This is a genomic window from Bradyrhizobium sp. 170, assembly GCF_023101085.1.
GTDB lineage: Bacteria > Pseudomonadota > Alphaproteobacteria > Rhizobiales > Xanthobacteraceae > Bradyrhizobium.
Genome location: NZ_CP064703.1, coordinates 1229883 through 1254300 on the forward strand (window position 1 = coordinate 1229883; position 24418 = coordinate 1254300).

At 64.4% G+C, this 24418-nt stretch carries 24 protein-coding genes; 17 read left to right on the plus strand and 7 right to left on the minus strand.

Annotation, left to right across the window (positions count from 1 at the left end; all coding sequences use genetic code 11):
- Positions 1-8: 8 nt before the first annotated feature.
- From IVB05_RS05910 to IVB05_RS05925, 4 genes are read left to right on the plus strand one after another with little or no spacing between them, the layout of a single operon-like run.
- Positions 9-920, plus strand: a complete 912-nt coding sequence (locus IVB05_RS05910) for a fumarylacetoacetate hydrolase family protein (RefSeq protein WP_247783489.1) — start codon at positions 9-11, stop codon at positions 918-920.
- A gap of 9 nt (positions 921-929) precedes the next feature.
- Complete coding sequence (locus IVB05_RS05915; RefSeq protein ID WP_247783490.1) at positions 930-1574, plus strand: flavin reductase family protein; 645 nt, start codon at positions 930-932, stop codon at positions 1572-1574.
- A gap of 23 nt (positions 1575-1597) precedes the next feature.
- Positions 1598-2689, plus strand: a complete 1092-nt coding sequence (locus tag IVB05_RS05920; protein ID WP_247783491.1) for an NAD/NADP-dependent octopine/nopaline dehydrogenase family protein — start codon at positions 1598-1600, stop codon at positions 2687-2689.
- Positions 2686-3663 (plus strand): 3-hydroxybutyryl-CoA dehydrogenase, encoded by a 978-nt coding sequence (locus tag IVB05_RS05925; protein WP_256473209.1) that lies wholly within the window; start codon positions 2686-2688, stop codon positions 3661-3663. Before IVB05_RS05920 ends, IVB05_RS05925 begins: the two co-directional genes overlap by 4 nt.
- Positions 3664-3685: 22 nt before the next feature.
- On the opposite strand, the gene IVB05_RS05930 is transcribed toward IVB05_RS05925, so the two are convergent.
- The 4 genes from IVB05_RS05930 to IVB05_RS05945 are packed head-to-tail and all read right to left on the minus strand — an operon-like array spanning position 3686 to position 8392.
- Positions 3686-4399 carry an ABC transporter ATP-binding protein gene (locus IVB05_RS05930; protein ID WP_247783492.1) on the minus strand — a complete coding sequence of 238 codons (714 nt, stop codon included), beginning with the start codon at positions 4397-4399 and terminating at the stop codon, positions 3686-3688.
- Positions 4396-6165 (minus strand): branched-chain amino acid ABC transporter ATP-binding protein/permease, encoded by a 1770-nt coding sequence (locus IVB05_RS05935; protein WP_247783493.1) that lies wholly within the window; start codon positions 6163-6165, stop codon positions 4396-4398. Before IVB05_RS05935 ends, IVB05_RS05930 begins: the two co-directional genes overlap by 4 nt.
- Positions 6162-7205 (minus strand): branched-chain amino acid ABC transporter permease, encoded by a 1044-nt coding sequence (locus IVB05_RS05940; RefSeq protein ID WP_247783494.1) that lies wholly within the window; start codon positions 7203-7205, stop codon positions 6162-6164. The genes IVB05_RS05935 and IVB05_RS05940 overlap by 4 nt, the downstream gene beginning before the upstream one ends.
- Before the next feature lie 38 nt (positions 7206-7243).
- On the minus strand, positions 7244-8392 hold the full coding sequence (locus tag IVB05_RS05945; RefSeq protein WP_247786603.1) for an ABC transporter substrate-binding protein: 1149 nt from the start codon (positions 8390-8392) through the stop codon (positions 7244-7246).
- A gap of 140 nt (positions 8393-8532) precedes the next feature.
- Between IVB05_RS05945 and IVB05_RS05950 the strand changes: the two genes are divergently transcribed.
- From IVB05_RS05950 to IVB05_RS05980, 7 genes are all read left to right on the plus strand, one after another.
- Entirely contained in the window at positions 8533-9357 is an 825-nt protein-coding gene (locus IVB05_RS05950) for an alpha/beta hydrolase (RefSeq protein WP_247783495.1), read from the plus strand.
- Positions 9358-9853: 496 nt separating this feature from the next.
- On the plus strand, positions 9854-10672 hold the full coding sequence (locus IVB05_RS05955; protein ID WP_247783496.1) for an aspartate/glutamate racemase family protein: 819 nt from the start codon (positions 9854-9856) through the stop codon (positions 10670-10672).
- Between the two features lie 9 nt (positions 10673-10681).
- Complete coding sequence (locus IVB05_RS05960; protein WP_346771830.1) at positions 10682-11110, plus strand: organic hydroperoxide resistance protein; 429 nt, start codon at positions 10682-10684, stop codon at positions 11108-11110.
- 26 nt (positions 11111-11136) lie between these two features.
- Positions 11137-12315 carry a thiolase family protein gene (locus IVB05_RS05965; protein ID WP_247783497.1) on the plus strand — a complete coding sequence of 393 codons (1179 nt, stop codon included), beginning with the start codon at positions 11137-11139 and terminating at the stop codon, positions 12313-12315.
- The gene (locus IVB05_RS05970) at positions 12312-13553 is read left to right on the plus strand and encodes an SDR family NAD(P)-dependent oxidoreductase (protein WP_247783498.1); all 1242 of its coding nucleotides are present in this window, start codon (positions 12312-12314) and stop codon (positions 13551-13553) included. Before IVB05_RS05965 ends, IVB05_RS05970 begins: the two co-directional genes overlap by 4 nt.
- 29 nt (positions 13554-13582) lie before the next feature.
- A complete protein-coding gene (locus IVB05_RS05975; protein WP_247783499.1) occupies positions 13583-14368 on the plus strand; it encodes a cyclase family protein in 786 nt (261 codons plus the stop codon).
- A gap of 27 nt (positions 14369-14395) precedes the next feature.
- A complete protein-coding gene (locus tag IVB05_RS05980) occupies positions 14396-15553 on the plus strand; it encodes an ABC transporter substrate-binding protein (protein ID WP_247783500.1) in 1158 nt (385 codons plus the stop codon).
- Positions 15554-15581: 28 nt separating this feature from the next.
- Here the strand turns inward: IVB05_RS05980 and IVB05_RS05985 are convergent, their stop codons facing one another.
- Positions 15582-17204, minus strand: a complete 1623-nt coding sequence (locus tag IVB05_RS05985; protein ID WP_247783501.1) for an AMP-binding protein — start codon at positions 17202-17204, stop codon at positions 15582-15584.
- Between the two features lie 173 nt (positions 17205-17377).
- Here IVB05_RS05985 and IVB05_RS05990 point away from each other — a divergent pair, with 173 nt between their 5' ends.
- Positions 17378-19021, plus strand: a complete 1644-nt coding sequence (locus IVB05_RS05990) for an ATP-dependent acyl-CoA ligase (RefSeq protein WP_247783502.1) — start codon at positions 17378-17380, stop codon at positions 19019-19021.
- Between the two features lie 14 nt (positions 19022-19035).
- Here the strand turns inward: IVB05_RS05990 and IVB05_RS05995 are convergent, their stop codons facing one another.
- The gene (locus IVB05_RS05995) at positions 19036-19545 is read right to left on the minus strand and encodes a MarR family transcriptional regulator (RefSeq protein WP_247783503.1); all 510 of its coding nucleotides are present in this window, start codon (positions 19543-19545) and stop codon (positions 19036-19038) included.
- A 372-nt stretch (positions 19546-19917) separates the two neighbouring features.
- On the opposite strand from IVB05_RS05995, the gene IVB05_RS06000 reads away from it, so the two are divergent.
- The 5 genes from IVB05_RS06000 to IVB05_RS06020 all read left to right on the plus strand — a co-directional run bounded on the left by IVB05_RS06000 (position 19918) and on the right by IVB05_RS06020 (position 23760).
- Entirely contained in the window at positions 19918-20433 is a 516-nt protein-coding gene (locus tag IVB05_RS06000) for a thioesterase family protein (RefSeq protein WP_247783504.1), read from the plus strand.
- A 217-nt stretch (positions 20434-20650) separates the two neighbouring features.
- Positions 20651-20908: a DUF3551 domain-containing protein gene (locus tag IVB05_RS06005; RefSeq protein ID WP_247783505.1), complete on the plus strand. Its 258-nt coding sequence runs from the start codon at positions 20651-20653 to the stop codon at positions 20906-20908.
- Between the two features lie 106 nt (positions 20909-21014).
- On the plus strand, positions 21015-22655 hold the full coding sequence (gene pgm, locus IVB05_RS06010) for a phosphoglucomutase (alpha-D-glucose-1,6-bisphosphate-dependent) (protein ID WP_247783506.1): 1641 nt from the start codon (positions 21015-21017) through the stop codon (positions 22653-22655).
- 269 nt (positions 22656-22924) lie between these two features.
- Entirely contained in the window at positions 22925-23251 is a 327-nt protein-coding gene (locus IVB05_RS06015) for a hypothetical protein (RefSeq protein ID WP_247783507.1), read from the plus strand.
- Between the two features lie 59 nt (positions 23252-23310).
- Complete coding sequence (locus IVB05_RS06020) at positions 23311-23760, plus strand: helix-turn-helix transcriptional regulator (protein ID WP_247783508.1); 450 nt, start codon at positions 23311-23313, stop codon at positions 23758-23760.
- Between the two features lie 57 nt (positions 23761-23817).
- Here IVB05_RS06020 and IVB05_RS06025 read toward each other — a convergent pair whose 3' ends face one another.
- On the minus strand, positions 23818-24345 hold the full coding sequence (locus tag IVB05_RS06025; RefSeq protein ID WP_247783509.1) for a hypothetical protein: 528 nt from the start codon (positions 24343-24345) through the stop codon (positions 23818-23820).
- Positions 24346-24418: the final 73 nt, after the last annotated feature.

Genomic DNA, 24418 nt, shown 5'->3' on the forward strand with positions numbered 1-24418 from the left:
GACCAACAGTGCGTCTAGTTACCTTTCGCAGCACGGTCGAAGCTGCCGCCCGTCTTGGAGCGGTTGTCGACGATCTCGTCGTGGACGTCGAGGAGGCCGGCCACCATGCCGGGGCTTCCCTTCCGTCATCGATGCTCGACTTTATTGATCTTGGGCCGCCCGCGCTGGCAGCGCTCAAGAGAATACTGAACGAGGGCAAGGACCATTGGCCCGTCGGCGCCGCATTGCCGCTCGCGAATGTCAGGCTGCTGGCGCCGATCCCGCGTCCGCGTAAGAACATCTTCGGTATCGGCCTCAATTATGTCGAGCACGTCGCGGAATCGTCGCGCGCGCTCGATACGGCAAAGGACCTGCCGAAGCAGCCCATCATCTTCTCGAAGCCGCCGACCAGCGTCATCGGGCCAGACGAAGCCATCCATCACAACAAGGCGATCACGCAGCAGCTCGACTGGGAAGTCGAGCTTGCCGTCGTGATGGGAAGGACCGCACGGCGGGTGCCGGAAGCCGAGGCGCTCGGCTTTGTGTTCGGCTACAGCGTGATGATCGACATCAGCGCCCGCGACAATCGCCGCGCCGGCCAATGGATCTACTCCAAGGGACAGGACACCTACGCGCCGTTCGGGCCGTGCATCGTTACCGCAGACGAAATCACCGATCCGCACGCGCTCGATCTCTGGCTGACGGTGAACGGCGTCGAGAAGCAGCGCTCCAACACGCGCCACATGCTGTTCAAGGTGCCGCTCCTGATCGCGGACATCTCGGCGGCGATGACGCTGGAACCCGGAGACATCATCGCGACGGGGACGCCCGAGGGCGTCGGCGCCGGCCGCTCCCCGCAGGAATGGCTGTGGCCGGGCGACGTGGTGGAAGCGGAAGTGACGGGCATCGGCCGGCTGCGCCACCCGGTGGTGGCGATCTGAGAGGCCGGCATGATCTTCGACATGGAGACGCTGGAGGCGCAGAACCGCTACAAGATCCTGACGGCCACGGTGACGCCGCGGCCGATCGCCTGGATCACCACGCTCTCCGCCAGCGGCGTGGTCAATGCCGCGCCGTTCAGCTTCTTCAACGTGATGGGGCATGAGCCGCCCACCGTCGCGATCGGTCTTTTGGCAGGGTCGGAGCGCTTCAAGGACACGGCGGCCAATATCCTCGATACCGGCGAGTTCGTCGTGAACCTCGTTGGCGAAGCCAACGCGGAAGCCATGAACATTACCTGCATCGACGCGCCGCCCGAGATCGACGAACTGACGCTGGCTGGACTGACGCCGGCAGCCTCGCAGGCGGTGCGTCCGCCGCGCATTGCGGAATCGCCGGTCTCGTTCGAATGTCGGGTCCTCACGTCGCTGGTGACGGGGCCACGGCAGACCGCCGTCATCGGTCGCGTGGTCCGCGCCCATGTCGATGATGCCGTGATCCTGGACAAGGAGCGCTGTCACATCGACACCCAGGCGCTGCGTCTGATCGCCCGCATGCACGGCAGCGGCTGGTATGCGCGCTCCACCGATCTGTTTCAGATCGACCGGCCGACCTGGGCGGCGTGGCAGGAAAAGAACAAGGCGGAGCCTGCGTAGCGGGATCGGAAGCGGAGGACATCTTGAAGATTGCAGTGTTGGGTGGAGGCAATGGTTCGTTCGCGGCAGCCGGCGACTTCGCCTTGGCCAGTCACGAAGTCCGGCTGTGGCGGCGAAATCCTGGAGATGTCGAGGCGCATCGTGCGCAGGGCGGCACGATAACGGTTATCGATCGGGCGGGGCGACGTGATATCCGGCTGGCCATGATCACGTCGTCGATCGCGGAAGCCATCGAAGCTGCCGATCTCATCCTGTGTCCGGCGCCGGCTTTCGCGCAGCCCGCAATCGCCGAGTTGGCCGCGCCGCATTTGCGCGATGGCCAGGTCGTGTTTCTGCCGCCCGGCACGTTCGGCTCCTACATCTTTGCCCGCGCGGCAAAAGACGCGGGCAACCGCGCCGAGATCGCAACCGCGGAGACCGGAACCCTGCCGTGGCTGGCGCGCAAGCAGGGTCCTTATGCGGTCCGCATCTCGGGCCGGGGCGCGCGGTTGCCGACCGGCGTGTTTCCATTGCGCCTCGCCAAACACGCGCTGGAAGTGATCGAGGCTGCGTTTCCAAATGCCATCGAACCATGCGGCGATGCGCTCTCTGGCGCACTGATGAACGCCGGCCCGATCATCCATCCGCCGCTGATCACCATGAACGCTGGCCCGATCGAACATTTCGAGAAGTGGGACATCCACAAGGAGGGAACGCAGCCGGCCATCCGCCGCGTGACGGATGCACTGGATGCCGAACGCATCGCCATCCGCGAGGCGCTTGGTTACGGCGGGCCGCATTTCCCGCTTGCCGACCATTATTCCAAGGACGGCGAACCCTGGATGTATGCGCGCGACGCGCACGACCAGCTCACGGATTCCGGCGATTGGTCCGAGCGCCTCATTCTTGTCGAGCACCGTTACATGCTGGAGGATCTGCGTCTCGGCCTGTCGTTCCTCGCATCAGTGGCGGGCCTCGCAGGCGTGCAAACGCCGCTCGTGAAGGCATTCCTGGCGATCGGCTCCGCCATCACGGAGCAGGATTTTGCGGTGACGGGCCGGAGCTTGTCTTCGCTCGGCCTCGGCGATCTCGACCGGGCCGCGCTGCAAAATCTTCTCGCCGGGGGCTTTCGATGAGGCCGGTCATCGGATGCCTCGGTGCCGGCCGAATGGGGCGCGGGATCGCGGTCGTGTTCGCTTTCGCCGGCCATCAGGTCGTCGTCGTCGACTTCAAGGAACGGGAGGCTTCAGCATTTGAGGCGCTGGCAGCCGAAGCCAGGGCGGAAATCCGCTCGACGCTCGAAATCCTCTCGCGCATCGATCTGCTCCCGCCAGAGCTTGTGTCCACGATTGCCGATCGGATCACGATCGTGCCTCGGCAGGAGGCAGGTGCGGCGCTGCCGCGCTGCGATGTCATCTTTGAAGGTATGCCGGAAATCCTCAGCCTGAAGCAGGAAGCGCTGGCCGAAGCTTCGCGGCTGGCGGGCGAGGGCCCGATCATCGCCTCGACCACGTCGACGATCCTGGTCGACGATCTCGCGGGATCGATCGAATATCCCGGCCGTTTCCTCAATGCGCACTGGCTCAATCCGGCCTATCTGGTGCCGCTGATCGAATTGTCGCCGGGACGGCTCACCGCGCCGGAGACGACAACGCAGATGAAGGCGCTGCTCGAAGGCATCGGCAAGGTGCCGGTCGTCTGCGCGGCGCGGCCGGGCTTCATCGTTCCCAGAATCCAGTCGCTGGCGATGAACGAGGCCGCCCGCATGGTGGAGGAGGGCGTCGCCTCGGCGGAGGATATCGACAAGGCGGTCATCTATGGCTTCGGATTCCGCTTCGCCGTGCTCGGCCTGCTCGAGTTCATCGACTGGGGCGGCGGCGATATCCTGCATCATGCCAGCCGCTATCTCGTCGAGGCGTTGGGCGACAGCCGTTACGCCGCACCTGACATCATCGCGACGAATATGCGCGAAGGACGGATCGGCATGAAGACCGGGCAGGGATTCATGAACTACGAAGGCGTCGATCAGGCCGCCTATCGTGAGAAGCGTCTTGCGGCCTTTGCTGCGGCGCTGCGGGCCATGGGGCTGGCGCGCGAACCTGTCGTGTGATGCAGGAGCCGCGCGCCTCGCGTCAGTGGCCGCCCAGATAGGCTGCGATCAGCTTCGGATCGTGGATCAGCGTATCCGCCGGACCGGACTGGATGATCTCGCCGGTTTCCAGCACATAGCCGTAGTCCGCTGTCTCCAGCGCGGCGCGGGCGTTCTGCTCGACCAGCAGGACCGACACGCCGAGGCTCCGCAGCGAGGCGATGGTGCGGAAGATTTCGCGGACGATGAGCGGCGCAAGCCCGAGGCTGGGTTCATCAAGGACGAGGAGTTTCGGCTTGGCCATCAGTGCACGGCCGAGCGCCAGCATCTGCCGCTCGCCGCCTGACAGCGTACCTGCAGCCTGCTTGCTGCGCTCCTTCAATCGTGGAAAACGGTCGAACACGTCGTCGAGGCTTCTGCGCGTCGTCGAGCGATCGCGCAGGCTGTAGGTGCCGAGCAGCAGGTTGTCGGCGACCGACATGTCGGCGAACAGTTCGCGCTTCTCGGGCACAAGGCAAAGGCCGCGCTCGACGCGGCCCTCGACATCGATCCGCGCCAGATCAGTGCCTTGGAACACCATCCGCCCCGTGGACTTCAGCAGACCGATGGCGGCCATCAGAAGGGTAGTCTTGCCGGCGCCGTTCGGGCCGATCACGGTCACGATCTGCCCTTCTTCGACCGACAGCGAGACATTGCGCACGGCTTCCACCTTGCCGTAGCCGACCGACACATCCTCGATCGAGAACATCTGTGTCACGCGACACCTCCGAGATAGGCTTCCTGGACGCGGGCGTCGCTGCGGATCGCCGCCGGTTCGCCCTCGCAGAGCTTTGAGCCGAAATCGAGTACGACGATGCGGTCGACCAGCGACATGACGAACTCCATGTCGTGCTCGACCAGAAGGATGGTCAGGTGGTCCGCGCGCAGCGACCGCAGCAGTTCGGCGAGCTTGAGCTTCTCCTGGCGGCGCAGGCCGGCCGCCGGCTCGTCAAGGACGAGCAGGGTCGGATCGGCCGCGAGCGCGCGGGCGATCTCGAGCACGCGTTGATTGCCGAGCGGTAAATTGCCGGCGAGTTCGAACGGCTTGTCGCCGAGCCCGACCCGTTCGAGCTGCTGCAGCGCTTCGTAGCGCGCGCTGGCCTCTTCCGCCTGGTTCAGGCGCAGGGCACCGGCGAGCAGGCCGGTTTTGGTGCGCGAATAGGTGCCGAGCAGCACGTTGTCGAGCAGCGTCATCCGCGGGCGCAGCTTGACGTGCTGGAAGGTGCGGGAGATTCCGCCGCGTGCGATGTGGAACTGCTGGTCGTGGGTGATCGAGCGGCCAGCGAACGCGATCTCGCCGCTGTTGGCGCGCAGCGCCCCCGTGAGCAGGTTGAACATCGTGGTCTTGCCGGCGCCGTTCGGCCCGATCAGCCCAAGAATTTCGCCGGACCTCACGTCGAAGCTGACATTGTTGACGGCGACGAGACCGCCAAATCGCCGCTGCGCGTCGCTCACTTTAAGAAGCAGCGTGCCGGGCGCCGGCTGCTCGCGGCGCGGCAACGCCGTCGCCGCTTGCGGACGGGACTGCTTCAGGTCTGGGAGAAAACCTGCGAGGAACGGGACGATGCCCTGCCGGGCGCGTTGCAGGAACAGGATGAACAGCGCCGAGAACGCCACGATCTCGAGCTGGCCGGAGGCGCCCTTGGCGATCAGCGGCAGATAGTCCTGCACGCTGTTCTTCAACAGCGTGACGATCGCCGCACCCACCACGCCGCCCAAGATGCTGCCGGCGCCGCCGACCATCGCCATCATCAGATATTCGATGCCCATGGCTGCGTCGAACGGTCCGGGGCTGACGAAACGACCGAGATGGGCATAGAGCCATCCGGACAGCGCGCCAAGGAACGCGGCGATGACGAACGTCACCAGCTTGATCTGGAATGCGCTGATGCCGAGGCTCTCGACCAGCGTATTGCCGCCGCGGAGCGCGCGCATGGCGCGGCCGATGCGGGAGTCGAGCAGATTGTAGCAGACGAAAAGAACCGCCACGACGATCGCCCAGATCAGGAAATAGATCTGCCGGCTCTCGACCAGTGCGACCGGGCCGATCGAGATCGGCGGAATGCCCGAGATGCCGTTATGTTGACCGAGGCCATCGATGTTGCCGAACAGGAACGCGATCGCCAGTCCCCAGGCAACCGTGCTCAGCGACAGGAAGTGGCCGCCCAGGCGCAACGTCACGAAGCCCAGGATCGCGGCGATGCTGCAGGTCAGGACGACAGCCAGCACCAGCCCGAGCCAGGGCGAATAGCCGTTCACCGCCGTGACCCAGGCGGTCGAGTAGGCTGCGACGCCGACGAAGGCCGCCTGGCCGAACGAGACAATGCCGCCGACGCCGGTCAGCAGCGCGAGCCCGATGGCGGCAAGCGCGTAGATGCCGATGTAGTTCAGCAGTGTGATGCTGAACGGATTGAGCACGAAGGGCGCCGCCACGAGGCAGGCGATCGCCGCGGCAATGATGAGGCGGATCTGCTGCAGGGTCATTCCTCGACTTCCTCTTCGGAATGCTGCGAGGCGAGCGAGCGCCAGAGCAGGACAGGTATCAGCAGCGAGAAGACGATGACGTCCTTCAAGGTGCTGCTCTGGAACGAAGCGAAGCTCTCGATAATGCCGACGCCGAATGCGCCGAGCGCGGCGCCTGGATAGCTGGCCATGCCGCCGACGATGGCGCCGACAAAGGCTTTCAGGCCGAGCAGGAATCCGGAATCGTAGAAGATGGTGTTCACAGGCGCGATCAGGATGCCGGAGACGCCCGCCATCAGCGATCCCAGCAGGTAGGCGATGGTGCCCGCGCGCGCAGGCCTGATTCCCATCAGCCGGGCACCCGTGCGGTTGAGCGCGGTCGCGCGCAGCGCCTTGCCGACCAGCGTGAAGTCGAAAAACAGAAACAGCAGGCCGCTGAACACCAGCGCCGCCGCCAGGATCAGCACCGTCTGTCCGGAAACGTGCACGCCGGCGATCTCGATCGCCATCGACGTCAGCGGTTCGGTCCGGACGCCTTCAGGTCCGAAGAACAGCAAGCCAAGTCCGACCAGCGCGAAATGCAGCGCGACCGAGACCGTCAGCAATAACAGAACCGAGGCGTCGGCGATCGGACGGAACACAATCCGGTCCAAAAGCGGCGAGATCGGCATGATCAAGAGCAGCGCCAGAACGATCCGCACCGGCATCGGCGGATTGAAGCGCATCGTCAGCCAGACGATCCCGACGACAATCAACGGCAACACGAGATAGCCGAGGACGGCCTTCGGCACCGCGCGAAACTCGCCGGCGCGCGCCAGCGAGACGACCTCCATCGCGCAGGCCATGCACGCCAGCACGACGACAAGCCCGACTGTTCCGGGAAGCTGCCTGGCGTCGAGCGCTGCCAGCGTCAGCGCCGTGAAGGCCGCGATGTCGCCGAACGGAATGAAGATCACCCGCGTTACGGTGAAGATCAGCACGGTTCCGATCGCCACCAGGGCGTAGACCGCCCCGGTGGCTATTCCGTCGATCGCAAGGATCGCTGCGATGTCTGCCGTCATGCTGTCGGCCGTCCTTCCGTGTTATCAGTCGGTATCGCTCAAGGCTCGTAGGTCCAGGCGCCGTTGTTCAGGCGGACGATCACCAGCGCGCGCTCGTCCACGCCGTGGTAGGCGCCGGCCTTGAAATTGTAGACCGCGTGCACGCCTGAGAGCTCCTTGGTGTTGAGGATCTCGTCGCGCATGGCCTTGCGGAATTCGACGGTGCCGGGTTTTGCGGTCTTCAGCGCACGCTCGGCGGCGGAGGTGAAGATCCTCCAGCCGTCGAAGGAGTAGGCCGAGAACCCGTCCGTGGTCGGGACGTTGTTGGCCTTCAGGAAGGCGGCGCGGAAGTCGAGCGCGAGCTTCTTGGCGAAATGGTTGTCGGGAAGCTGCTCGGCGACGATGACCGGACCGGCGGATACCTGAATGCCTTCCGCAGCCTTGCCGCCGACGCGCACGAAATCGGGGTTGACCAGCGCGACCGTGCCGTAGGTCTTGCCCTTGAAGCCGCGTTCGCCGAGCGCCAGCAGCGGCAGCGCGCCCTGCGTGCCCGAGCCGCCGATCAGCACGGCATCCGGACGCACCGCGAGAACTTTAAGGATCTGGCCGGTGACCGACGTATCGACGCGCGCGTAGCGCTCGTTCGTCAGCACCTTGATGCCGTCCTCGGTTTCAACCGCCTTGGCGCCGTTATAGACGAGATCGCCCCAGGCGTCGGAGAAGCCGATATAGCCGATGTTCTTCATGGCATCGCGCTTCATGCGATCGGCGACGACCTTGACCAGCAGCGAGGCGGGCTGCGGAACGGAAATGCCCCATTGGTCCGCGGGGTTGGGCTGTCCGATCACCGGGGAGACCGCGATCATCGGCACCTTCAGTTCGGTCGCGACCGCCATCATCGCGATGGTCGAAGGTGCCGTTGCGGTGCCGATCAGGAGATCGACCTTTTCTTCCTCAATGAGCTTGCGCGCGTTGCGGGTGGCGGCAGAGGGATCCGAGCCGTCGTCGAGCTGGATCAGCTTGATCTTCTCGCCGTTGACCTCGCTCTTGTATTCCATGGCCGCCTGGATGCCGCGCCCATACGGGATTCCGATCGAGGCGCCGGGTCCACTGAGCGACGTCACGAATCCGATCGTGATGTCGGCCTGTGCGGTCGAGGCCGCGACGAGGCCGCCGATGAGTGCAGTCAAACTCAACATCTTGCGCATTGCATTCCCCTTGGTTGAAAACAGCCGCGACCTGAGCGAGATGTCAGCATGGATCGAGGTCGGACCAGCACGATCGATGCCGCAGTTGTCGTCGAAACCCGGCGCAGGCATGATCGCCGCGTCGGCACGGGAGTTATGAAATGAGCGCTAGCAGAACCGGTTCCAACGTCGAGCGTCGCTTCGTCACGACGCGTCTTGGCCGTATCCACGTCGCCATGGCGGGAGCCGGCTTTCCCGTTCTCCTGCTGCATCAGACGCCGCGCTCGTGGGACGAGTACCGCGATGTGCTGCCGCTGCTCGGCCGCGATTTCCGCGCGATCGCGATGGACACGCTCGGCTTCGGCGATTCCGCTTCGCCTGCCGGCGACCCCTCGATCGAACTGTGGGCAGAGGGCGTGTTCGCGCTGCTCGATGCTTTGGAAGAACCGCGCGCCGCGATCGTGGGCCATCATACCGGCGCGGTGATCGCGGTCGAAATGGCTGCCTCTGTGCCAGCGCGCGTCAGCGCCCTGGTACTCTCGGCCTGTCCTTTCGTCGATGCGGCGCGCCGGGCCAAACACGAGGGCATGCGCGTCATCGATGATGTGGAAGCGCGTACCGATGGTGCCCATCTCGCTGAGCTCTGGGCGCGCCGGCAGCCGTTCTATCCTGTTGATGATATTGATCTGCTGCAGCGCTTCATGATCGACGCCCTGCGGGCCGGCGAGATGGCGGCGGAAGGGCACCGGGTGGTGAATCGCTATCGGATGGAAGACCGTCTGGGGCAGATCCACTGCCCCACGCTGGTCATTGCTCCGACGGGCGATCCGCACGTTCATCCGGTGGCTCCGAAGGTCGCTGGAGCTATCGAGGGCAGCGTCTTGCGCGAGCTCTCAGGAGGCATGGTGCCGCTTCCCGATCAGATGCCGGAGGCTTTCGCCGGCCTCGTCCGCGATTTCGTTGCCGCCCAGAGATCCGGAAACTGAAACGCTCCGCTGAACCGCGACGAATGGGAATCCGCCCGTAGCGCCTTCTGTTCCGAGGTTGATGATCTCAGCCACGAGTGATGAGCCTTTATCAACGCAACTACCAATGCGACGTGCGCCCGCCCAAGCGCCGCTGCCTGCCAATTGTTTAAAGCCTAAAGTATTTCTCGGCCGAAGGTCAATACGCCAGATTCGTGCCGCGAGGAAAAAGTTTGCGGCGGCGCGTGCGGGCGCGAAGGCTGAATTCGCCTGTGCAAAAGGGTGAGGCGCTACCTGCCTGTCCTTTCGGCACTCAATATTGTCGCGCGCGGAGAGCATCGGCACGCGGTTCAATTGACGCCAAAATTATTTTGTGGTTGAAATATTTCGGTCGATGGAATGGCGCTGCGCTGTGGCGCGCTTTCGCAGCGACCGGCATGTGCGTGTCGTCAGCCCTCCAAAGGCTGCGGAGGTTCGAGGACCGACACGCTTAGCCCGTGAAAACAGGATATCCGCTGTGCGCATCTTCTGGCAGAGCTTCGTCGACCAGGCTACGAGCGCGTCCTACATGGCGCAGCTTGCGGCCTATCTGAACGAGATCGCGGCGCCCGGCACCAGCGTCCATGTCGAGGGCATCACGCCTGCCGATCGCGACTTCGGCCGTCTCAGCGAATTTCGTTGCGCGATCCAGGCGGTCGACAACGGCCTCGCGGCGCAGGAGAGCGGCTTCGACGCCTATGTCATGGGTCACTTCCAGGATCCGGGATTGTACGAACTGCGCTCGGCGCTCACAATTCCGGTGATCGGGACGGGCGAGGCGACGCTGCTCGCGGCCTCGCAGCTCGGCCGGCGGCTCGGCCTTGTCACACTCGATTCAGCTTTCGAGGTCTGGCATTACGAACAGGCGGATCGTTACGGGCTTTCCGGCCGCGTGGTGCATGTCACCGGGATGGGTTGCCGTCCGGAGGATTTTAGCGCCGCGTTCGCGGGCGACGCGGCGGCGAAGGCGCGCATGCTGACCGACTTCGCGGCCTGCGCACAGCCGCTGGTCGATCGCGGCGCTGACGTCATCATTCCGGCGGGTGTGTTGCCCGGCCTTCTCATTGCGAGCGAGCATGGCTTCAAGATCGGTCATGCGCCCGTGGTCAACTGTGCGGCAGTGGCGCTGAAGAGTGCCGAGATGTGGGTGCAGTTGCGGCGCCTCAACGGCACCGAGCCGAGCCGGGGGCCGAGCTTTGCGCTGGCCAATGAGCGCGCCCTCCAGGACTTCCGCGCCACCGTGGCGCGCACGCAAGCCGACAAACCCACGCAAGCCGACAAATCAAAGAGCCCCTGAGGACAAGACATGCTGCAGCCAGACAAGATTTTGTATGAAGCCGAAGTGACTGCGACCGGCGGGCGCGACGGCAAGGCCGGAAGCGACGACGGTCTTTTGTCGGTGTCGCTGTCGCTGCCGAAATCACTGGGCGGGCCGGGCGGACCGGGAACCAATCCGGAGCAGCTTTTTGCTGCCGGTTATGCGGCGTGCTTCCTCGGCGCGGTAAAACTTGTCGCGCGCACCCGCAAGATCACGTCGTCGGCAGAACCGACCGTTACCGCCAAGGTCGGCATGGGACCGATCGCGGTCGGCTACGCGCTCACCGTCGAACTCAAGGTGCTGCTCCCCGGACTGGAGAAATCCGTCGCCGAGGAAGTCGTTGCCGGCGCCCACGAGCGCTGCCCTTATTCCAACGCAACGCGCGGCAATATCGACGTCAAACTGACCGTGCTCTGAACCGCTCACAGGAACCCGGTAGTCCGATGCAGAGCTCCGTCCGAACACCTTATGATCGGGTCGTGATGGCGGTCCCTGTGACGATTCCCTACACGCGCTACTCGATCGAGAGCGCGCAGTGGTGGATCGGCCGCGCGCTGAAATCGCTGGTCGATGGGGCCGGGATCACGCCGCGAGATATCGACGGGCTCTGTGTTTCGAGTTTTACGGCGGGGCTCGATAGCGGGATCAGCCTGACCCAGCATTTTGGCCTGTGCGTGCGATGGATCGACACCATTCCGCTCGGGGGCGCGAGCGCGATTGCCGCGCTCCGCCGCGCCGCGCGGGCGGTGCAGGCGGGCGATGCGCGCATCGTGGCTTGCGTCGCCGGTGATACCAACCACGTCGATTCCTTCCGCTACACGCTCGAAAATTTCTCGCGCTTCAACCAGGATGCCGTCTATCCCTATGGCGCCGGCGGCGCCAATGCGAGCTTTGCGCTGATCGCGCGCAACTACATGCGAACGTTCGGCGCGCGGCGCGAGGACTTTGGCAAGATCGCGGTGGCGCAGCGCAGCAACGCGCTTCGCAATCCCCATGCCCTGATGAAAGCGCCGTTGACAATCGAGCAATACATATCGGCGCGGGCGATCGCCGCCCCGATCCATTTGTTCGACTGCGTGATGCCTTGCGCCGGCGCGGAGGCGTTCCTGGTGATGAGCGAGGACGTCGCCGCTTCGCTGAAGCTGCCTGCCGCCAAAATTCTCTCAACGATCGAGCGCCACAATGCGTTCGGCGACGATCCCGTTCAGGTGCGGGGCGGGTGGGCGATCGATGTCGACGAGCTCTACGCGATGGCCGGCGTCAAGCCCGATGATCTCGACTTCGTCCAGACCTACGACGATTACCCCGTCATCTCGATGATGCAGTTCGAGGATCTCGGCTTCTGCCGCAAGGGCGAGGGGCCGGACTTCGTGCGGCAGCATGATCTCACGATCGACGGCAGCTTCCCGCACAACACCTCGGGCGGGCAGCTCTCGGTCGGCCAGGCCGGCGCGGGCGGCGCCTATCTCGGGGTGGTCGAGGCGCTGCGCCAGGTGCTCGGGCAGGCCGGTCCGACCCAGGTCAGGGATGCGCGGATCGGGTTGGCGTCGGGCTTTGGAATGATCAACTATGATCGCGGCCTCGCTTCAGGCGCGGCGATCCTCGCGGGACCAGGCGCATGATCGAACCGATCGTAAAACCGCGCCGGAAGAATCCGCTGCAACGGACGCGGCTGCCGACGTCGCCGCCACGCGCGCGCAGCCGCGCGTCGCACGGTTTTACACGGGCCGCCGCCGAGGGCCGCTTCATGCTGCAGCGCTGCGGCGCCTGCGGGACGTTCTGCTATCCGGCGCGCGATGCGTGCCCTACGTGCCTTTCCGCCGATCTCGTCTTCGCGGACGCACCGCGGCGTGGCACGCTGCTGTCGGAAACCACGCTGCACATTCCGGCCGACGTGCATTTCCGCGAGCGTGCGCCGTGGCGCGTCGGCCTGGTCGCAATGGAATGCGGACCTAGGCTGGTCGCGCACCTGCACGCCGATTGCGAAGAAGGGCAGCCGGTCGTGATGTCGTTTCAACTGGACAAAAGCGGGCAGGCGGTAGCCTTCGCGCATCCCGAACGGGAGACCTCCAACATGGCGGACGACAGGCAATGGCGTGAGATGACGGCTGATCCGAAATTCCGGCGCGTTCTGGTGACGAACGGGCGGAGCATCGTCGGTCAGGAAGCGGTGGCCGTGCTGAAGGCGGCCGGTGCATCGATCGTATTCGTCGGCGTCGCCGAACCGTGGAAACCGTTCCCCGGCGAGGATGCGCTGCGGGCGCTCGAGGGCGTTCAGATCGTGCCGCTCGATATCGGCGACGAGAAGTCCGTCGCGGATCTCGCGGCCGACATCGGCGGCAAGGTCGATATCCTCGTGAACACCACCGAACATGTCCGCGCCGGCGGGCTGCTCGATCGGCAAGGCACCAGCGTTGTGCGCGACGAGATCGACCAGAGCTATCTCGGTTTCGTGCATCTGGCGCAGGCGTTCGGGCCGGCGATGCGGATGCGGGGCTCCGATGGCGTCAACAGCGCCGCCGCCTGGGTCAATATCCTGTCGGTCTATGCACTGGCGAACTGGCCGATGTTTGGCGCGTATTCGGCGTCGCAGGCAGCTTGTCTCTCATTGTCGCACTGCCTGCGGGCGGAGCTTCGCCCGGGCGGCGTCAAGGTGGTGAACGTGTTCACGGGGCCGCTCGATATCGAATGGTTCCAGACGGTGCCGCCGCCGAAGGTCGCTCCGCGTGTGGTTGCGTCGTCAATCGTGTCGGCGCTCAAGCGCGGCCTGGAAGATGTGTTCGTGGGTGATGTCGCCGAGGACATTCGCCAGCGCCTTGCGGCCAACCCCAAGGCGGTCGAGCGTGAACTCGGGGCGTAGGCGGCTTTGCTAGAAACGGGAGAAGCGCAATGGACAGCAATGGTCTCATGCAATTTGCCGGCGCGGTGGCATCCGGCGCGGTGCGCGTCGTCGATCTGACGTTTACGCTCAGTCCAGATTTCCCGGTCATCGTGCTGCCGCCCGAGTTTGGTCAGGCCGCGCCCGTGCGCATCCAGCAGATTTCGCGCTACGACGCGAGTGGTCCTGCCTGGTACTGGAACAACCTGACTTTTGGCGAGCACACCGGCACGCATTTCGATGCGCCGATCCACTGGTTCACCGGCAAGGACTTGCCGAACAATTCGGTCGACACGCTGCCGGTGCGCGACATGATCGCGCCGGCCTGCGTGATCGATTGCTCGGCGCAGGCTGCACAGGATGCGGATTTTCTTTTGACGATACCGGTCATTGAGGCCTGGGAAAAAAGCCACGGGCGGATTCCGGAACGGCATTGGGTGCTGCTGCGCACCGACTGGTCGAAGAAAGGCTGGCGCGACTACGCCAATTTGAAGGACGACGGCGCCCACACGCCCGGACCGGATGCCGCGGTGATGCGCTGGCTGGTCGAGGAGCGCGGCATCATCGGCCTTGGCACCGAGACGATCGGGACAGATGCCGGCCAGGCCGGTCATCTCGATCCGCCTTATCCGGCGCACCATTTCCTGCACGGCGGCGGGCGTTACGGCCTGCAATGCCTGTGTAATCTCGATCAGCTTCCGCCGACCGGTGCGGTGATCGTGGCCGCGCCGCTCAAGATCCAAAACGGCTCCGGCAGTCCGCTGCGCGTCCTTGCGCTGGTACCAGGGCAGGGTTGAGCCCATTCGTCCACATCGAGTGAGATCATGAAAAACAAAAAGACTTTGTTGATCGGCGCCGCGCTCCTGCTCGGCGCGATCACGCCGGTGCGCGCCGAAATCCTCGTCGGTTTCGTCACCGGCCTGAGCGGACCGGTGTCCTCGATTGGCGTGCCGAACGCCAAGGGGCTTGCGGCGGGCCAGGCCTATATCGGTGAGATCGACGGCGAGAAAGTTCGCGTCATCCAGCTCGACGACGGTTCGGACCCGGCCGCGTCGACGCGCAACGCCCGCAAGCTGGTCGAGCAGGAAAAGGTCGACTTCCTGATCGGCACCTCAGGCGCACCGCAAACGCTGGCGATGGCTACCGCAGCCATCGAGATGAAGGTGCCGATGGTGGCGGTCTCGCCGATCGCGCCGGTGCCGGCCGGGGAGGGAGGGCCGTGGGTGGTGCAAACGCCGCAGCCGACGCCGCTTCTCGTTCAGGGCATCGTCGATCACATGAAGAGCCGCAACGTGAGGACGGTGGCGTTCGTCGGCTTCTCCGACGCTTTTGGCGACCTGATGTACAATTCGCTGCTGCAAGCCGCTGAGAAGGCCGAGATCAAGGTGATCGCGAACGAACGCTATGCGCGTTCCGACAACTCGGTCACGGCGCAGGTGCTGCGTGCGGTCTCCTTGCGTCCCGATGCGATCATGCTGGGCGGAACCGGAACGCCCGGCGCGCTGCCGGTGATCGCGCTGGCCGAACGTGGCTACAAGGGTCCGCTCTACGGCAATCACGGCATGATCAGTGCGGATTTTCTGCGGCTCGCCGGCAAGTCCGCCGAGGGCATCATCTGCCCGACCGGGCCGGTGACGGCGGGCGAACAGCTTCCCGAGAGCAATCCGATCCGCAAGGTGGTTCTCGCCTTCCGTGCGGCCTATGAGAAGGCCAATGGCGAGGCGCCGGCCGACGCGTTCTCGCCCTATGCCTTCGATGGCTGGCTGGTGTTCATGGATGCGGCCAAGCGCGCAAAGGCGACGGGCGCTGCGCCCGGCACGCCGGCTTTCCGCAACGCGCTACGCGAGGCGCTGTTCACGACCAAGGATGTCGTGGGCGCGCACGGCATCTACACCTACACGCCGGCCGACCGCCACGGCGTTGACAGCCGTGCGCGGATCCTGGTCCAGATCGAAAACGGGAAGTACAAGCTGCTGCCGTGACGGCAGCCGGCAGCCGGCGGCCGATGGCTTAGGCGTGGCGCAGCTTCGCCTTGAGCGCGCGCATGTCGATCGCGCGGTTGGCACTGACGGCCGCAGCCGCGAGCGTCTTGATCTCGCCCCGGGCGAGCTTGCGCGTTGACGACAAGGGAAGTTCGTCGACGATGGCGATATAGCCGGGCACCTTGTGATAGGCGAGCCGCTCGGCGCAGGTCTTGACGATCGAGGCCGCGAGCGCATCTGCGTCATCGATCTTTTCACTCGGCACGATGAAGGCGAAAACTTCCTCGCCGCGGATGTCGTCGGGAACGGGCGTCACCGCGCAGCCGCCGATGCGCGTATCCATGTAGAGCGCGCTTTCGACCTCGAGCACGCCGATGTTCTCGCCGCTGCGCCGCACGATGGTCTTTTTGCGATCGAAGAAATACATCAGCCCGTCTTCGTCGGCGAAGACGAGGTCTCCGGTGTGGAACCAGCCACCTTGCCAGGCCGCCTCGGTCGCTTCCTCGTCCTTCAGATAGCCGCTGAAGAAGCCGGCCCTGATATCGTCGCCCTTGGCGCGGACCAGCAGTTCGCCGGGTTTTCCGGGCGCGACATCGGCGCCAAGATCGTCAACGAGGCGATACTCCATGCCTTCAGATGGCCGGCCGACGCAGCGCGCGCCAAAGCCTGCCGGTTCGCGCGACGTGGTCGTGGCCGCCGCGCCGCCGGTCTCCGTCATCGCCCAGGCCTCGACGATCGGGATGCGGTAGCGCTCCTCAAAGGTAGCGCGGTGGCGGACATCGACGCCGGGCGCAAAGGCGAAGCGCACGTGGTGCTGCCGTTCCACTTCTGTCACGGGCAATTGGAGCAGAATGGCGGGGATGACGCCGAGACAGTGCACGACGGTCGCGCCGCTATCGGCCACGCACTGCCACCAGCGGTTGGCGTGAAAGCGGTCCAACGGAACCACGGCGCCACCGAGCACCATCATGCCGACGGCGCTGCAGCCGAGTGCGTTCATGTGAAACATCGGCAGCGGCGTCAGGTTGATCTCACGGTCCGGCTGCAGCGCGGCCACGCCGCCCTGCGCGAGATACCAGTCGGCGACCTGCAGGAAATAGCGATTCGAGAGCATGCAGCCCTTTGGCTTGCCGGTGCTGCCTGACGTAAACAGCAGCGCGCATTCGCCGTTGAACTCGGCATTCTGCGCGACGATGTCCGTCTGGCATTGGGGAATTCGGCTGTCGGTATCGATCAGGCGGGCGCGCCCGAGCGCCGCTCCCTTCGTCACCTGCATGCGATCCGGCGTCGCTACCAGCAGGTCAGCCTGCGACAGCTCAAGCTGGAAGGACAATTCGTCGGGCCGGACGTCCGGGTTGATCGGAACGATCGAAACCCCGAGCGCATTGAGCGCGAGCCAGTGCAGGAAGAAGACCGGGCGATTTTCGAGCAGCAAGGCAACTCGCGCCCCGCGTCCATAGCCGGCCGCCGCGTATTCCGCGCGCAGCCGATCCACCTCGGTCTTGAACGCGCCGTATTCGATCTTGAATCCTTCCGGTGCGTAGGGCAGTCCCGCGCTTGCAGGCGCCAGCAGGAATGGCGCATTCGGCCGCCTTTTGGCCGTGGCCGCGAAAGCATCGGATGGCGATCGATACGAAGTGTCGAGGCTCATTGCGGACGTCGCTCCTGTTCGTGCCTCCAGCCGCCGCAAGGGACGGCAGCCGGAACCCGCGCGCAGCCCCTTGCTGCGGCGGCAGCTTTCGTGAATACTTTAAGCCTAAACTATCTTGCCGGCCAAGAGCGATCTATCGCAGACCAGCCCGGCGAAACCTTTGGGAAGTGCGTGTGCAGGCAGGTGATAGCGGCGCGGCCAGGCAGCGGTCAGATGCGCCGATCTGGTCGCAGGCGGTCGAGCGCTTCCCGCCGGTAGACCGGGTTCTCTCGACCATCCTGACGCGGCAAGCCGCGCAATACCGCGACCGCACGCTGTTCGTCTTCGGCGAAACACGATGGAGCTATGCCGAGACGGCCGCAATCGCCGCCGCATCCGCGGCCCGCCTGATGCGCGCCGGAATTCAGGCCGGCGACCGCGTCGCGCTGATGTGCTCGAACCGGCCGGAATTTTTGGAAGTCTATCTCGGCTGCGCCTGGATGGGCGCCGTGACCGTGCCGATCAACACCGCGCTGCGCGGCATCCAGCTCAGCCACATCCTGCGCAACTCCATGCCGAAGCTGCTGGTGATCGAGTCCGGCTTTCTGCCAGCCATCGAAACGTTGGATCGTGATGTCGCGCTGCCGGATCTTATCTGGATGATCGGAGAAGGTGCTGTGCCTCCGGCGGTATCGGGATCGATCACGCCGCTGCCTTCGCTCGGCGAGGGAGCATCGCCCGCGCCGGTGCGGCCGGACGACATGGTCGCGATCCTCTATACGTCCGGCACTACAGGTCCTTCCAAGGGGGTCTGCTGCCCGCAGGCGCAGATGTTCTGGTGGGGCGTCTACTCGGCGCGTGCGCTCGGCATCCGCGAGGGCGACGTGCTGTTCACGACGCTGCCGCTGTTCCACACCAATGCGCTGAATGCGTTCTATCAGGCGCTGCTGAACGGCTGCACCTACGCGCTGGAGCCGAAATTCTCCGCCTCCGGTTTCTGGGCCGCGGCGCGACGGCATCAGGCAACAATCGGCTATCTCCTCGGCGCGATGGCCGTGATGCTGCTGGCGCAGCCGAAATCCGCCGACGACACCGCGCACTTCCTGCGGGTCGCGCTCGGCGGCGGTGTCCCCGGCGAGTTTCACGGCCCGTTTCTCGAACGCTTCGGCGTGCCGCTGCTCGACGGTTACGGTTCGACCGAAACGAATTTCGTGTTCGCAAGCACGATCCCGTCCGATCGCCCCGGCACCATGGGCCATCTCGTCGAGGGCGTGGAGGCCTGCATCGCCGGTCCCGACGATGTGCCTCTCCCTGACGGTGAGGCCGGAGAGCTGCTGCTACGCGCGCGCGATCCGCTCGCATTCTCGACGGGCTATTTCGAAATGCCGGACAAGACGGCCGAAGCGTGGCGAAATCTCTGGTTTCACACCGGCGACCGCGTCGTGCGCGATGCGGACGGCCACTACCGCTTCGTCGACCGGATGAAGGATTCCATCCGCCGGCGCGGCGAGAATGTTTCATCCTGGGAGGTGGAGCAGGTGCTGTTGAAGCATCCGGCAATCGCTGCCTGCGCCGTCTATCCGCTGCCGTCCGAGCTCGGCGAGGACGAGGTTGCGGCGGCCGTCCAGCTCGAACCCGGCCATGCGCTGGAGCCGATCGATGCCGTCCGGCACTGCGAGGGCAAGATGGCTTATTTCGCGGTGCCGCGCTTTGTCCGGATCGTCACCGAAATGCCGCTGACCGAAAACGGCAAGATCCGAAAGGTCACGCTGCGCGAGGCCGGAAAAACGCCCGACATCTGGGATCGTGATGCGGCGGGGTACAGACTGCGCCGCTAGCCTTGCGGCGCAGATCAGGCGCGGGCTTGCTCCGTCGCGCGCTTCACGGCGTTCTTCAGGTCGTCGAGTTCGCTAACCAATCCGTCGAGCCTTCCTTTCGGAACCTCGGCCAACAGCGAAGCCAGCCACAGGCCGTGCTTCTTTGCCATCCGCCTGAACGCCTTCCTGCCCGCGGACGTCATGCAGACGATCTGCACACGGCGGTCGAGCGGCGACGGCGACCGCGTGATGAAGCCGTCTTCGACCAGGCGATCCACGATCGGGGTCAGATTCCCGGCCGTGACCATCAACCGCTTTGGCAGCTCGCCCAGCACCAGTCCGACAGGCTCGCGATCGAGCTGCGCCAGCACGTCAAAGCGCGGCATCGTGAAGTCGAACTCTTCGCGGAACTGACGGCGAAGCTCGGCGCCGATCAGGGACGTGCAGGCAAGGAGGCGAAGCCATACCCTGACCTGGGCGCGGTTGTCGGTGTCTGCTCCGGTCATGTTCTCTTCGTCGATCAGCGCGATCTCCTTGCCGGCCATCAACCCATGCCTCCCGACATTCCCTGTGCAGCCGAGCGGATCGGCACCAAAAAGGTTCTGAAGCGAACGTGTATATCCTTTAGGACCAAATCAAGTTCTCGGCACGCAAGAGGCGTGAACGACCTCGCTCCCCGGATTCGGTTGCCTCCTGCACCTCGACCGTAGCGGAGGGTATCGTGGCTGGGCAAGCGTGGCGGGCCCACCCATGCAGGAAACAACCTGAATTTCTTCGAAAATTGACGCCTCTGCGCCTCCACGCCGGACCGCCGATTGAGCGGGGGGCACGGCGTACGGAGACTTCAACGCTCGACTTTGCGCGTCGCCCCGGTTATAGAATAATACTTTATGCCTAAACTAAAATGAGCGCCTTGCATGGCCCGTTTTGAATCCATGATACTCTCCGAACTGCCGGGCGGCATCTGGCGCACGCGCCTTCGGGTACGCTTCGGCTCCTGCGATCCGGCCGGAATCGTCTACACGCCGGAGTATCTCAACCTGTTCAACGGTGTGATCGAGGACTGGTACGGCGATGCGCTGGGGCTTCCTTATCATGAGCTGGTCGGAACGCGGCGGACCGGCCTCGGCTATGCGCACGTCTCGGCGGATTTCGCCAAGCCCAGCAGCATCGGCGACGTCCTCGACGTCGCGGTCATCGTGCGCGATATCGGACGCACCTCGGTGAAGCTCACGGTTCACGCGTTCAAGGATGGCGCCGAGTGCGTACGCGCCACCTTCGTGACCGTGACGACGTCGCTGGTGGATCACAAATCGATTGCGTTGCCGGACGACATGCGTCTCGCGTTGAAGACTTACCAGGCGCGTTGCGGCGGCTCGGCCACCCCTGCTTCAACAAGCCTGAGATACGGGCCGAGCAACCTGCCAGCGTAACGGCTGTCCCCAAGCTGAACACCCGGAGCGCGTACCGCTTACGAGGAGCCACCGATACGGACGGGGACTTCCGATCTGCCCGGCCGCATCTGTCGTAGAGCGCCAAGCGAGCGGCGCCTTTGAGGTGGCTGATATCCTATTGCTTCCTATCTGTTGTGGACAGGAAGTAGCCAAGCTCTCCCCCATTGTCTTATCTACCTGTCCTGAAGGAGCCCCAATGCGCGTATTGGCTTGCACGATTCTGACGATCGGGATGATGCTGGTCGCCGCGCCCGCGCGCGCCCAGACCTATGACCCGAACTTCCCTGTCTGCCTGCAAACCTACGCCATTGGCGGCGGCTATATCGACTGCAGCTTTACTTCGCTGGCGCAGTGCGCGGCGTCCGCATCGGGCCGCGCGGCGCAGTGCCTGAACAACCCGTATTTCACGCAGGGCGGCGACAGGAAACCGTCTCGGCAGCGCGGCGTTTACTAGTCTGGAGGCAGCTGCATCGGCCCGCTTCGGAGGAGCAATGCCCAACTTTGCCCACGCCATCGCTTCTACGTATAGTCCGGCGAAACCACCCATTCCGTGAGGTCATGTGACTGCCCCCAATCCCGCTGCCGGCAAACCGGTCGATTCCGCCTCCCTTGTCAACGTGCCGCGGTTGGTAACGGCCTATTTTGCGTCGAAACCGGATCCCTCTGATCCCACCCAGCGCGTTGCCTTCGGAACCTCGGGTCATCGCGGGACGTCGCTGAAAAATTCCTTCAACGAAAACCATATCCTGGCGACGACGCAGGCGATCTGCGACCACCGCCGCGAAACCGGGCTGACCGGCCCGCTGTTCATCGGCATCGATACCCATGCGCTCGCCGAGCCGGCGCTGGCGAGCGCGGTGGAAGTGTTTGCCGCCAACGGCGTCGACATCATGATCGACGAGCGCAGCGGCTACACGCCGACGCCCGTCATCTCGCATGCGATCCTGAGCTACAATAAAGGCCGAACGAGCGGACTTGCCGATGGTGTCGTCATCTCGCCGTCGCATAATCCGCCTGAAGATGGCGGGTACAAATACAATCCGCCGCATGGCGGCCCGGCCGACACGGACGTGACGGCCAAGGTCGAAAAGGCCGCCAACGCCTATATGGAAGCCGACATGAAGGGCGTTGCGCGGGTGCCGTATGAGCGCGCCCGCAAGGCGTCTTCGACGCATCCGCACGACTATATCCGTCCCTATGTCGCCGATCTCGGCAATGCCGTGGACATGGCGCTGATCAAATCATCGGGCGTGAAAATCGGGATTGATCCGCTGGGCGGCGCCGCCGTTCATTACTGGCAGCCGCTGATCGAGCATTACGGAATCAATGCGACTGTCGTGAACGACGTCGTCGACCCGACGTTCCGTTTCATGACGGCGGACTGGGATGGAAAAATCCGCATGGATTGTTCCTCGCCGTTCGCGATGGCGAGCCTGATTGCGATGCGCGACAGGTTCGATGTCGCCTTTGCCAATGACACCGACGCCGACCGGCACGGCATCGTGACGCGCACGGGCGGCCTGATGAACCCGAACCATTTTCTTGCGGCTGCAATCGCCTATCTGTTCGAGCATCGGCCGCAATGGGGCAGCGAGGCCGCGATCGGCAAGACCATCGTCTCCAGTTCGATCATCGACCGTGTCGCGGCTAAGCTGAACCGCAAGCTGGTCGAAACCCCGGTCGGCTTCAAATGGTTCGTCGAAGGCCTCGGCAGCGGTGCGTTCGGATTCGCCGGCGAGGAAAGCGCCGGCGCATCGTTCCTCAAGCGCGACGGCTCGGTCTGGACGACCGACAAGGACGGTATTGTGATGGGGCTGCTCGCCGCCGAAATCCTCGGCCGCACCGGCCGCGACCCGAGCCAGTTGTTTGCCACTCTCGCGGCCGAACTCGGCGTGCCCTACTACGAGCGGATCGACGTGCCGGCGACGCCGAAGCAGAAGAGCGCGCTGAAGGCGCTCGGGCCGGAGCAACTCGATATGCGCCAGCTTGCCGGTGAGCCGGTCAGCGCGATTCGGACCCGGGCGCCGGGTAACGATCAATCCTTCGGCGGCATCAAGGTCGAATCCGAGGCGGGATGGTTTGCCGCGCGGCCATCGGGCACCGAAGACGTCTACAAGATCTACGCCGAGAGTTTCCGAGACCAGAACCATTTGAAGACGATTCAGCAGGACGCTCAGCGCGCCATCGCGAAGGCCTTCTGATTTCGTGGTGAGGCGGTTGGGGCAACGGGAAATCCCGGCCGCTCTTCGCACGACGGAAGGATGTTGCGCCAGGCTGCGCCCAGTTGCACCGGTTCGGCACACTCCCGACCAGGCGGGAACAGTGGAACTGAGTTTCGGGCGCCCGCCGCGCTTGCGATCACGCTGAAATCACGAAGCTCCACGCAGTGTTAACCTCGGGAGCTAGCTGCCAGAAAAAGCCGTCCGGGAGCGGGGGGCCTGTAAGCTATCACGAGGTACCGGGGGATGAAATGAGTGCGGAATCGGTCGTCTATTATCTGAATCGAGTGCCTGAGAGCGATCCGAATGACCAAACCGAATGGCTTTTGACGGCATTGGGGCACTATACCGGCGCGGAACTGCGTGAACTGCTCTATGTAGCGGAAGAGCCGGGATTCTTTGAATTGATGCGTGGGCTGTTTGCGCTTTCGGACGAGAGCCGTGCGGTGCTGCTGCACTTCCTCGAAACCGGTCACCCACCGGCCATGAAGGCGGCGATCGACCCGAAAGGCCGGTTGACGATTGACCACGCCAATGTCGAGCAGCGCGTCAAAATGCTTCCTGTGATCGCAAATTAGTGCCCTAGGCCCTCTGAGGTTGTGCTAAGGTTCCAACTTGAACGGTTGGGAGCCTGCCCATGGCGACGAGGAAATCTGGCCCGCTCGATGCGATGGTGGGTGCCAGGATTAGTATGTTGCGGGTTAGCCGCGGCATGAGCCAGGCCATGCTGGCGGAACGGATCGGCGTTACCTTTCAACAGGTGCAGAAATACGAGCGGGGCGCAAACCGGGTCGGTGCGAGCCGGTTGTCGCAAATCGCTTCTGTGCTGGGTGTTTCGGTCGGCGAGCTGTTCGAATCTTCCGGGGCCGGATCTCCCGGCTTGAAGTCGCCGGTTCGCTTGCTTGCCGAGCCGGGGGCCTTGCGCGTTCTCAAGGCCTATGCGCGAACGACCAGTCCGCGTGTGCGGCTTTGCATCGCGAAGCTGGTTGAAAGCATCGCCAGTCGAACTCCCGGAGTGAAAGCCACGGTCGCAATGTTCAATGCTGTCGATCGTGGTGAGCGGCGGAAGTTTCCCTCGCGAGGATAGTCTTCCGCAGGAAGACGAGCGGCAATCTTGTGCCGCCCCCGCAATCCGGTTGGGGCGTCAGCCGGACGCGCGAATCGCAAGGCGCTCCGGCGGCCTCACGCCGGGAATGAACTCGCCGATCCAGTCACGGCGCGTCGCTTCGATATGCCAGGACATTGCCTCGGCCGAATAGGGCGCCGGATCGGGAATGTCCTTGCGGATCTCCTTGCCGTCGAGCCAGCCGCAGCTGTGCGAGTAGCGCGCCTTGCAGACGAGATGGATGTCGCCGTGGTCCTGCAGCAGCACGTAGCCGTCGGCCGGAAAAAATGTACCGGCAAGTTCGATCGCACCAGGCAACTGCCGCACCAACAGGAACGTGCTGGTGGATTGCGATTCCGATTCGGCAACCAGTACGCCGACCAGGCTGTGGATCGGCGCAATCACCTGCGGTGCAACCAGTGCGAGAGGCTCCGTGATCGGGCCAGCCGTCGCGATCGAGAGATATTCGCCCTCCGGTCCCCAACGGCAGGCGATCAGCCACTCGCGGCTACGGCTACGAATCAAGGTCGGCTTGGCATAGTCTGAACGGGCAATATCTGCTGCCATGGCTATGACTAAGGCTTTCGCGAGCATAAGTTCCTCCAGGGCGAGGGCGGGCTGGCCTCTCGTCCGGAGTCTG

Coding starts and splice junctions, on each gene's coding strand:
- IVB05_RS05915 (WP_247783490.1), top strand. CDS start 930: ATGATCTTCGACATGGAGACGCTGGAGGCGCAGAACCGCTACAAGATC.
- IVB05_RS05925 (WP_256473209.1), top strand. CDS start 2,686: ATGAGGCCGGTCATCGGATGCCTCGGTGCCGGCCGAATGGGGCGCGGG.
- IVB05_RS05935 (WP_247783493.1), bottom strand. CDS start 6,165: ATGACCCTGCAGCAGATCCGCCTCATCATTGCCGCGGCGATCGCCTGC.
- IVB05_RS05940 (WP_247783494.1), bottom strand. CDS start 7,205: ATGACGGCAGACATCGCAGCGATCCTTGCGATCGACGGAATAGCCACC.
- IVB05_RS05945 (WP_247786603.1), bottom strand. CDS start 8,392: ATGCGCAAGATGTTGAGTTTGACTGCACTCATCGGCGGCCTCGTCGCG.
- IVB05_RS05950 (WP_247783495.1), top strand. CDS start 8,533: ATGAGCGCTAGCAGAACCGGTTCCAACGTCGAGCGTCGCTTCGTCACG.
- IVB05_RS05960 (WP_346771830.1), top strand. CDS start 10,682: ATGCTGCAGCCAGACAAGATTTTGTATGAAGCCGAAGTGACTGCGACC.
- IVB05_RS05965 (WP_247783497.1), top strand. CDS start 11,137: ATGCAGAGCTCCGTCCGAACACCTTATGATCGGGTCGTGATGGCGGTC.
- IVB05_RS05970 (WP_247783498.1), top strand. CDS start 12,312: ATGATCGAACCGATCGTAAAACCGCGCCGGAAGAATCCGCTGCAACGG.
- IVB05_RS05975 (WP_247783499.1), top strand. CDS start 13,583: ATGGACAGCAATGGTCTCATGCAATTTGCCGGCGCGGTGGCATCCGGC.
- IVB05_RS05980 (WP_247783500.1), top strand. CDS start 14,396: ATGAAAAACAAAAAGACTTTGTTGATCGGCGCCGCGCTCCTGCTCGGC.
- IVB05_RS05985 (WP_247783501.1), bottom strand. CDS start 17,204: ATGAGCCTCGACACTTCGTATCGATCGCCATCCGATGCTTTCGCGGCC.
- IVB05_RS05995 (WP_247783503.1), bottom strand. CDS start 19,545: ATGGCCGGCAAGGAGATCGCGCTGATCGACGAAGAGAACATGACCGGA.
- IVB05_RS06000 (WP_247783504.1), top strand. CDS start 19,918: ATGGCCCGTTTTGAATCCATGATACTCTCCGAACTGCCGGGCGGCATC.
- IVB05_RS06005 (WP_247783505.1), top strand. CDS start 20,651: ATGCGCGTATTGGCTTGCACGATTCTGACGATCGGGATGATGCTGGTC.
- IVB05_RS06015 (WP_247783507.1), top strand. CDS start 22,925: ATGAGTGCGGAATCGGTCGTCTATTATCTGAATCGAGTGCCTGAGAGC.
- IVB05_RS06020 (WP_247783508.1), top strand. CDS start 23,311: ATGGCGACGAGGAAATCTGGCCCGCTCGATGCGATGGTGGGTGCCAGG.
- IVB05_RS06025 (WP_247783509.1), bottom strand. CDS start 24,345: ATGGCAGCAGATATTGCCCGTTCAGACTATGCCAAGCCGACCTTGATT.